Genomic DNA, 7768 nt, shown 5'->3' with positions numbered 1-7768 from the left:
CGTATTTACACACATACAAAACAAAGAAGGTTCAAGAAGGCACCAAATGAATATTTAAACAATCTTGAAACCAAATGGTTAAGGCACAACTAAACCATTGTGTTAGTTGTGCCGTCTAAGTTTTTTTAAAAGTGTACATGAATTACCGCCCTGGAGTAAACAAGCAGCAGCTCCCGGATCGTTTCTCCTATTTTTTCACTAGTAAGAAAGGACAATCCGTGGAATCCAGATACGTGCTCCTCTGCTGAAAGAAGGAAAGCCAAAGAAAAAAGAGCTGTGAACGACAGCTCTGCATTCCTCGTTATGTTTTTAGCGGTTTTGCTTTTTTCATCGAAGCCGTTAAGAAGGGGATTAGACATATTTGCGATGAACCTTCTTCCCGTCATAAATAAAAATGATTGCCTTATCGTTGACGACGGATTCAAGATGGACCGGGCGGCCCCAGAGCTGGTACATATAGGGAAGCACCTTTTCTAAATAGCCAACATCGAGCTCCGTCCCTTCATAATTATGGGTAATATACAGCTCGCCGTTTTTCAAATAGTCTCCATCGGTAACGACTAAATAAGGAAAGCCGCCGTTGACCCGTGACGAGGCAAGCTGATCGCGAATATGCTCCCATTCCTTATCGACGATTTTATAATCGGCCCCCTGCTTCTGGAACAAATACATATCCTCGCGCATTACGAGATCTTTCGTGAGATAATTGCGGATGAAGGAAATATCTGATTCAATCTCCCGCACTTCAAACATTTTTTCCCTGCCGCCGCCGGATTTGACGCCTTGACGCTCCTGCATTTCCTTTGTCGGATTATTATAGCGCTCTTCAATGTCTTCAAAAATCTTCAGCCCTAAATAATACGGATTAATCGACGTCTTTGACGGCTGGACGACACCCGCGTTCAGCTTGGCGAATTCAATCGTTTCCTCGCTGCTCAGCTCCATTTCCCGCAGGATCCGCGAATGCCAGTAGGAAGCCCAGCCTTCATTCATGATTTTCGTTTCCAGCTGCGGCCAAAAATAGAGCATTTCCTCGCGCATCATCGTCAGCACGTCACGCTGCCAAGGCTCCAGCTCGCGGCTGTATTCCTCGATAAAGAGCAAAATATCCTTCTCAGGATTCGGAGGGAAGCTTTTTTTCTTCCGCTTCGGTTCCTCTGGTTTCTTTTTCTCATCAAGTCCCCATAAATCGTCATACTCGGACCGTTTTGCTTCCGACTTCGGCTGCTCTTCGTCATCGGTCAGGCTCCAGTTTAATTTTGGCCGGACGATGCTCGGATCGATATGCTCTTGAATCGCCAGCACCGCATCGAGGAACTGCTCTACTTCCTCCTTGCCATAAACATGCTCATAATGGGCAATCCGTTCAGCCGTCGCACTCATGCTTTCAACCATATCTCGGCGCGTATTGGAAAAGCGCACATTGTTTTTGAAGAAATCACAATGAGCGAGCACATGAGCAACGATCAGCTTATTTTGAACGAGTGTATTGCTGTCGAGCAAAAAGGCATAGCACGGATCTGAATTGATCACGAGCTCATAAATTTTGCTTAACCCAAGATCGTATTGAAGTTTCATTTTATGAAATTGTTTCCCGAAGCTCCAATGGGAATAACGAGTTGGCATCCCGTAAGCACCGAACGTATAAATAATTTCAGCCGGACAAATTTCATAGCGCATCTCATAAAAATCAAGCCCGAAGCCTTCGGCGATTTCCGTTATTTCCGCAATCGCCCGCTCCAGCTCTTTCCATTCCACAGCTGCCATAGATCTCCCTCCCAGACAATGCTTTATACATCATATGCGGGAAGGAGAAAAAAAGACTGAGAGTGGTCTTATTCCCCCTTCAATCTATTGTCATTATGAATGAAGTTTCATGGATACATATTGGATTTCTAAAAATTCATCTAAGCCATGATGCCCCCCTTCACGTCCTATGCCACTTTGTTTCATTCCACCAAACGGGGCTTGCACGATAGATGGTAGAGTATCATTAATACCCACTATTCCATATTCAAGGGCTTCACTCAGCTTAAATGCTTTCTCAAGGTGGCTCGTAAAAACATACGCGGCTAATCCATACTCTGAATTATTCGCTAATCTTATTGCTTCTTCTTCATCTTCAATACTCATAATAGGTGCCAACGGTCCGAAGGTTTCTTCATTCATACATCTCATTTCGTTATTGACATTTGTAAGGATAATCGGTTTTACCATCCTTGAACCTGGAAGTTCACCTATTAAAGTTGCACCTTTGTCAACAGCATCTTGTACTTGCTTTATTACCTTATGTACCGCTTGATCACTAATTAATGGACCCATATCTACACCCTCATCTAAACCATTTCCTACGACTAATTTCTTCGCTTTTTTGGAAAAAATATCGATGAATTTCTCCACCACCTCTTTTTGAACATAAATGCGATTTGGACACACGCACGTTTGACCTGCATTTCGAAATTTACCTGCTAGTATTGTCTCAGCTGCAAAATCTAGATCAGCATCTTTTAATACGATCGTTGGGGCATGCCCCCCAAGCTCAAGAGATACTTTTTTAACAGTATAAGAGGCACCCTTCATTAAATATTTTCCAACAGGTGTTGAACCAGTAAACGTTATTTTTCGAACTCGTTTATCATTTAACCATATGTCGCCAATCTTAATTGGATCACCCGTAACAATATTAATTACTCCCTTTGGGAACCCTACTTTATCTGCTAATAAAACTAAACGATATGCAGTTAGTGGGGTTAGCTCTGATGGTTTAATCACCACCGTACATCCTGCTGCTAAAGCTGGACTTACTTTTCTTGTAATCATTGCAGCAGGAAAGTTCCAAGGGGTGATTGCAGCAACAACACCAATGGGTTTTTTATTGACAATGATCCTCTTACTTTTATCAAGAGATGGAATTGTTTCCCCATAGACTCGTTTGGCTTCTTCTGCATACCAAAGTATGAATTGATTGGCATAATCAATCTCACTTATTGCTTCTTTGAGCGGCTTTCCTTGTTCCATCGTTAATGTTTTAGCTATATCTATTTTTTCTTGTTCAATTGCTTCATACCAGAGCTTTAATAAGTTAGCACGTTCATATGCTGTAGTAACTGACCATGAATCCAGGGCCTGTTGAGCGGCATGAACAGCTGCTAATGCTTCATTCTCACCAGCTTTAGCTACGTTTCCCACCGTACTATTATCAACTGGGTTCATTACTTTAAGTATATTGGGTGTTTGTTGCCATTCCCCGTCTATATAAACACCAAAAGTATGCATTATCTATCTCCCTTTATCTATTGTACCAAGTATTTAGAATGGTAAGTAATTGTTTATATTGTTTATACCCTCTTTTGTATTGCTCAATTTCTTCCGCTGATGTTTTTATTTCCCCACTTATAGGATTTAAACTAGCAACTGCAGAATGAATATCATCAAACCAGTGCACAAGTGTACCTGCTAGAGCAATTACCCCAAAAGTACTTGCTTCAATTTCTTTTGGAATAACAATACGACAGCCGATTGATGCTGCCCGTGTTAGAAGAAAAGACTCATTTCGAGCTCCTCCACCTATGGCGATAAGAGTGTCAATCACTCCAGTAATTGATTCAAGTTGTTCAAAAATGTCCTTTGTTCCAAACGCAATACCTTCCACTGTTGCTTTATAAATATCTTTAAAAGTATGAGAGGGAGTTAATCCGACTATGCTTCCTCTGATTGCTGGTGACCAATCAGGGACTCTTGCACCTGTTAAAAAAGGGATAACAAATAGCCCCTCTTCAGCTGGGGTAATAGAAGCCCATGAATGAAGTAATTGTTGAAATGACTTACTTTCAAATGTCCAATTCCAATTTTCCATTAACCATGTTAAAGTTCCCCCTGTCATACCAGTTGGCCCTCCTATAGCGTATAAATCAGGGAAAATATAGCAATTTCTCACTAAACCTTTTTCTACAATTTTCTCGGTATCTTTATTATCTGATAGATGAAACAAGACATCTGTTGTTCCCATTACTTCAATCGTCTTCCCTGCTCTTGTTCCCCCACCACCTAATATAGCCAATGTTCCATCTGGTCCACCTGCAATAACTTTTGTTTTTAATTGCAGGCCTAAATCCAAAGCTATCTCTGGAGTAATGTTGCCAACTTCTTCGTAACCATAAGACAAAGGAGGCAAAGATGAAGCATCAATCCGGAAAGCCTTTAATAATCTTGAATCCCATTTTTTTTGTTTAATCGAAAATAGACCTGTATAACTAGCATGAGTCCGATCCATTTTCATAACACCAGTTAATTTAAAATTAAGATAGTCTTTTAGACTAAGAACCATATAATTTTTCTCAGCTTGCCTTAATATTCTCCCCCAACGAAATACCCCTAACTCCTCATTTATTTTCCTTCCAATTATTTGAGGAGCATCTTCAGGTAAAAACATCTCAAATTTTTTTACTTCTTCTTCATTTCCATGAGCCATCCAACTCCACGCTTTTTCAACCGGCACTCCAAACTGGTCTACCACTACCCATCCTAAGAATGCACTAACCCCTACCGCTTCATAATTAATATTTTTTTCATCTTTTGTTAGACTCTTAATTAATGTTGCAAGCCTTCCCCAAAGAGCCTCTGCAGAAAAACGAGCCTCTCCCTTGTTACTAACGGCGAGCTGCTTATTAACACCTTCATCTTTTATATAAACTGTTGCTCGAATAGAACTAGATCCTACATCAACAGCTAAAATTCCTTTCTTTTTCAAGGTAAACCCTCCCCAGTAGTTTGTTTTAAGCGTTTATACTTTTAGAGGATAGAGGTAGGGGTTTTCAAAGCTCATAAATAGTAAGATATCGGCTGGTTTAAAACCAACCGACATCACAAAGAGATTTTTAGATTAGATAACCATTCTTAAAACGGCTTAGTCCATACACTTGTATCAGGATCGATTTGAACATCGATTAAATATAGTTTGTTAGCATCTTGAGCCCGCTTATATGCGGCCTTAAAGTCTTCAACATTGGTCACCCGTTCCCCATCACCATTTACAGCTTTGGCTACTGTCGCAAAATCCCAATCCACAAAGTCTACTCCAATATGACGTTTAGTTGGTCCAAAGTCACGTATCTGTTCCTGCTTGATATTTCCATAAGCACGATCATTCATACAAACAACTATAATATTCGCATTTGTACGAACAGCTGTTTCTAATTCACCTAGCGACATTCCAAGCCCTCCATCGCCAACGAGACAAACGACTTCTCGATTCGGTTGCTCTAATTTAGCAGCAATCGCCGCCGGTAAAGCAAATGCCATATTTCCGAATCCGACCGGCTTCATATAAAATTGTCCTTTTTTTAAAGGCATAATATGAGTCCAAATTCCCGGATTTCCTGCATCTACCGAAAATATAGCGTTGGATTTAGCTACCTCTGAAAGAGCTTGAACCACGGTTTGAGGATAGATTGGTGAAGTTGGGTTATCCAAGTAAGGAGTTATATACTTTTCCTTCCAAAAAGTACGTTTCTCCTGACAAATCTCTAACCATTCCTTTTGATGATTTGAAGCCGAAACCTCCACCAGCTGATCTAATAAATATGTAATACAAACTTTTACATCCCCCCAAACACCCTTGGTTCCAGGATAATGCCTCCCTAACATAGTTGGATCAATATCAATTTGGTAAATTTCATTTGGTATTTTCATTGTCCATCTACCAGTGGAAGGTCCGTTTAAGCTGTTTCCAATTGCAATTAATGTATCAGCTTCGGCTATAATGTCAGCAGCGAGCATACTTCCACTACGGCTTAATGGGCCAAAAACTTGCTCATGACTCATATCGACGGCTGTAATCCCATTAAATGTAGTAATAACTGGGATAGCCAGCTGCTCAGCTAGTTTCAAGATCTCTTCACCAGCACCTGAAATCTTTGCCCCGTTCCCTACCCAAAAAACAGGACGTTCAGATAAAATCAATCTCTCTTTTAATTCCTGCAACCCCTCTTCATCACCTAGTATTCTATTAGCCGAACGGTGAGGACTCTTATTTTCTTCCCATGTTATGACTTCACTTAGGACATCTCGAGTAAAATCAACATGTACCGGACCAGGGTTTCCAGAAAGCGCAATATTAAAGGCCTCATTTAACAAAGATTCTACATGTTCTGGATGACTAATTAGTACACTCCATTTCACAAGACTATCAAATAAGGCTTTATGATCTGCATTTTGTGCGTCATCATGGAGCATATCTTTTCGATTATTATTGGCGGTAATGACTATGACTGGACTGGAATCTTGAAAGGCCCCTCCGACACCAGTAATCAGATTAGTTGCACCTGGTCCAGTCGTGGCAAGACACACCCCTGGCACGCCTGTTAACCTTCCAACTGCATCAGCTGCATGCGCAGCCCCATTTTCATGACGAGTAGCAACAAAATCAATATCATCACGATCATAAATCGCATCTAATATCGTTAAAGGCTGACCTCCTGGAATACCGTATACACACTTTACTCCTTCTTTCACTAAAAAATCTGTCACAAACTCTGCAACTTTACCTTTTTTCATTTTTAGTCCCTCCACTTTTCAAAAAATAAAATTAAATTCATACTGCTTATAGGGAAAACTTTTGAACCAACGCGCTATTTAAACACTTGCACTTGCCCAACCGACTGAAGTCATCACACCATCTTCATTTTCTACCCAAATCTCTAATCTTAATTTGGTTTCATCATTTTCAACAAAACATTCCTTTACAACTCCTTTACAAGTGATTTTTTCGCCGACTGTAATTGGGTGAATAAATTTCACTTTCTGCCAGCCACTTGTAAACCACTTTTCACCAAAGAAACCTGTCAACATTTCAGTTAGATAACCAAATTGTTGCTGTCCTTGAACAAGCGGCAATGCTAATCCAGCTTTTTGCGCTTGTTCTAAATTGTTATGAATATTTTTAAAGTACTTCCCTACCCACGAAAATACAGATGCTTGTTCTTGGGAAGTCCTTTTCTCTAAAAATGGAATCGGAGTGCCTGGTTTAATTACGGAGGAAGCTTTTGGTGCTGGCTCTAATGCAATATCGTATTCACCCGTTACTTGGTTCTCATCATTGACTTTAGCTGTTTTTTTAGCTACTACAGCTCCAGCATGGATTCTCATAATCTCAACACCTCGATGCTGAACAATCAACCTACCGTCTGCGCCTCTCGCTTCCGCCTTCATAACAACATAGCCTTTGTTTCTTTTTTTATATTTTTCTGTATATTCACCTTGTATCGTAATCTCTTCGTCTACATAAACCGGGTTGTGAAACCACATTTCCTCCTGAGTGTGTAAACCGATAATACTGTTTGGATCGTATTTCGTTAAAAATAAGGATAATAGGTCATTCCCTAAAATGGAGGCATGACCAATTCTTTTTCCAAAAGGCGAATCGTTAAAATACCAAGGATGATAGTCATTTTGAGTAAAAGCATAAGTTTTAATTTTATGGTCATCAACAGTATACTTAAGTGGACCGAATGTCTCTGGTATTTCTATCAATTCAAATAAACCTTCCTTTTTGCCAATAGTTGAAAAATTCATCTTTTCCCTCCTAGTTTCGATGAAAACGTTTTTTTACGTTCAAAAAAAATAATTTGTTAATTTAAAATTACTTACTCAAACTTCGCAGACTGAAATTGATAAATAAGCCTTGATATAGGTAGGCAGACCGCTAATCCATTGCTGAAGTTGACTTTTCATCCATTTTTGAATAGTTTTATTTGACTTTTTAAGGGTA

General features: G+C 39.9%; 5 protein-coding genes. All 5 read right to left on the bottom strand.

What is annotated here, in order from left to right; all coding sequences use genetic code 11:
- Window positions 1-351 precede the first annotated feature (351 nt).
- The 5 genes from M3212_RS21340 to M3212_RS21320 all read right to left on the bottom strand — a co-directional run bounded on the left by M3212_RS21340 (window position 352) and on the right by M3212_RS21320 (window position 7572).
- Window positions 352-1767 carry a SpoVR family protein gene (locus tag M3212_RS21340; protein ID WP_251195936.1) on the bottom strand — a complete coding sequence of 472 codons (1416 nt, stop codon included), beginning with the start codon at window positions 1765-1767 and terminating at the stop codon, window positions 352-354.
- Between the two features lie 93 nt (window positions 1768-1860).
- A complete protein-coding gene (locus tag M3212_RS21335) occupies window positions 1861-3276 on the bottom strand; it encodes an NAD-dependent succinate-semialdehyde dehydrogenase (RefSeq protein ID WP_251195935.1) in 1416 nt (471 codons plus the stop codon).
- Between the two features lie 13 nt (window positions 3277-3289).
- Window positions 3290-4750, bottom strand: a complete 1461-nt coding sequence (locus tag M3212_RS21330) for a xylulokinase (protein ID WP_251195934.1) — start codon at window positions 4748-4750, stop codon at window positions 3290-3292.
- Between the two features lie 146 nt (window positions 4751-4896).
- Window positions 4897-6555: a thiamine pyrophosphate-binding protein gene (locus M3212_RS21325; protein WP_251195933.1), complete on the bottom strand. Its 1659-nt coding sequence runs from the start codon at window positions 6553-6555 to the stop codon at window positions 4897-4899.
- A gap of 78 nt (window positions 6556-6633) precedes the next feature.
- Window positions 6634-7572: a MaoC family dehydratase gene (locus M3212_RS21320; RefSeq protein ID WP_251195932.1), complete on the bottom strand. Its 939-nt coding sequence runs from the start codon at window positions 7570-7572 to the stop codon at window positions 6634-6636.
- Window positions 7573-7768 lie beyond the last annotated feature (196 nt).

It is taken from the genome of Halalkalibacter oceani (assembly GCF_023715705.1).
Lineage (GTDB): Bacteria > Bacillota > Bacilli > Bacillales > Bacillaceae_D > Halalkalibacter > Halalkalibacter oceani_A.
Note: the sequence above shows the minus strand (reverse complement) of the source record. Positions and strands in the feature narration are given on the sequence as shown.

Coding starts and splice junctions, on each gene's coding strand:
- M3212_RS21340 (WP_251195936.1), bottom strand. CDS start 1,767: ATGGCAGCTGTGGAATGGAAAGAGCTGGAGCGGGCGATTGCGGAAATA.
- M3212_RS21335 (WP_251195935.1), bottom strand. CDS start 3,276: ATGCATACTTTTGGTGTTTATATAGACGGGGAATGGCAACAAACACCC.
- M3212_RS21325 (WP_251195933.1), bottom strand. CDS start 6,555: ATGAAAAAAGGTAAAGTTGCAGAGTTTGTGACAGATTTTTTAGTGAAA.
- M3212_RS21320 (WP_251195932.1), bottom strand. CDS start 7,572: ATGAATTTTTCAACTATTGGCAAAAAGGAAGGTTTATTTGAATTGATA.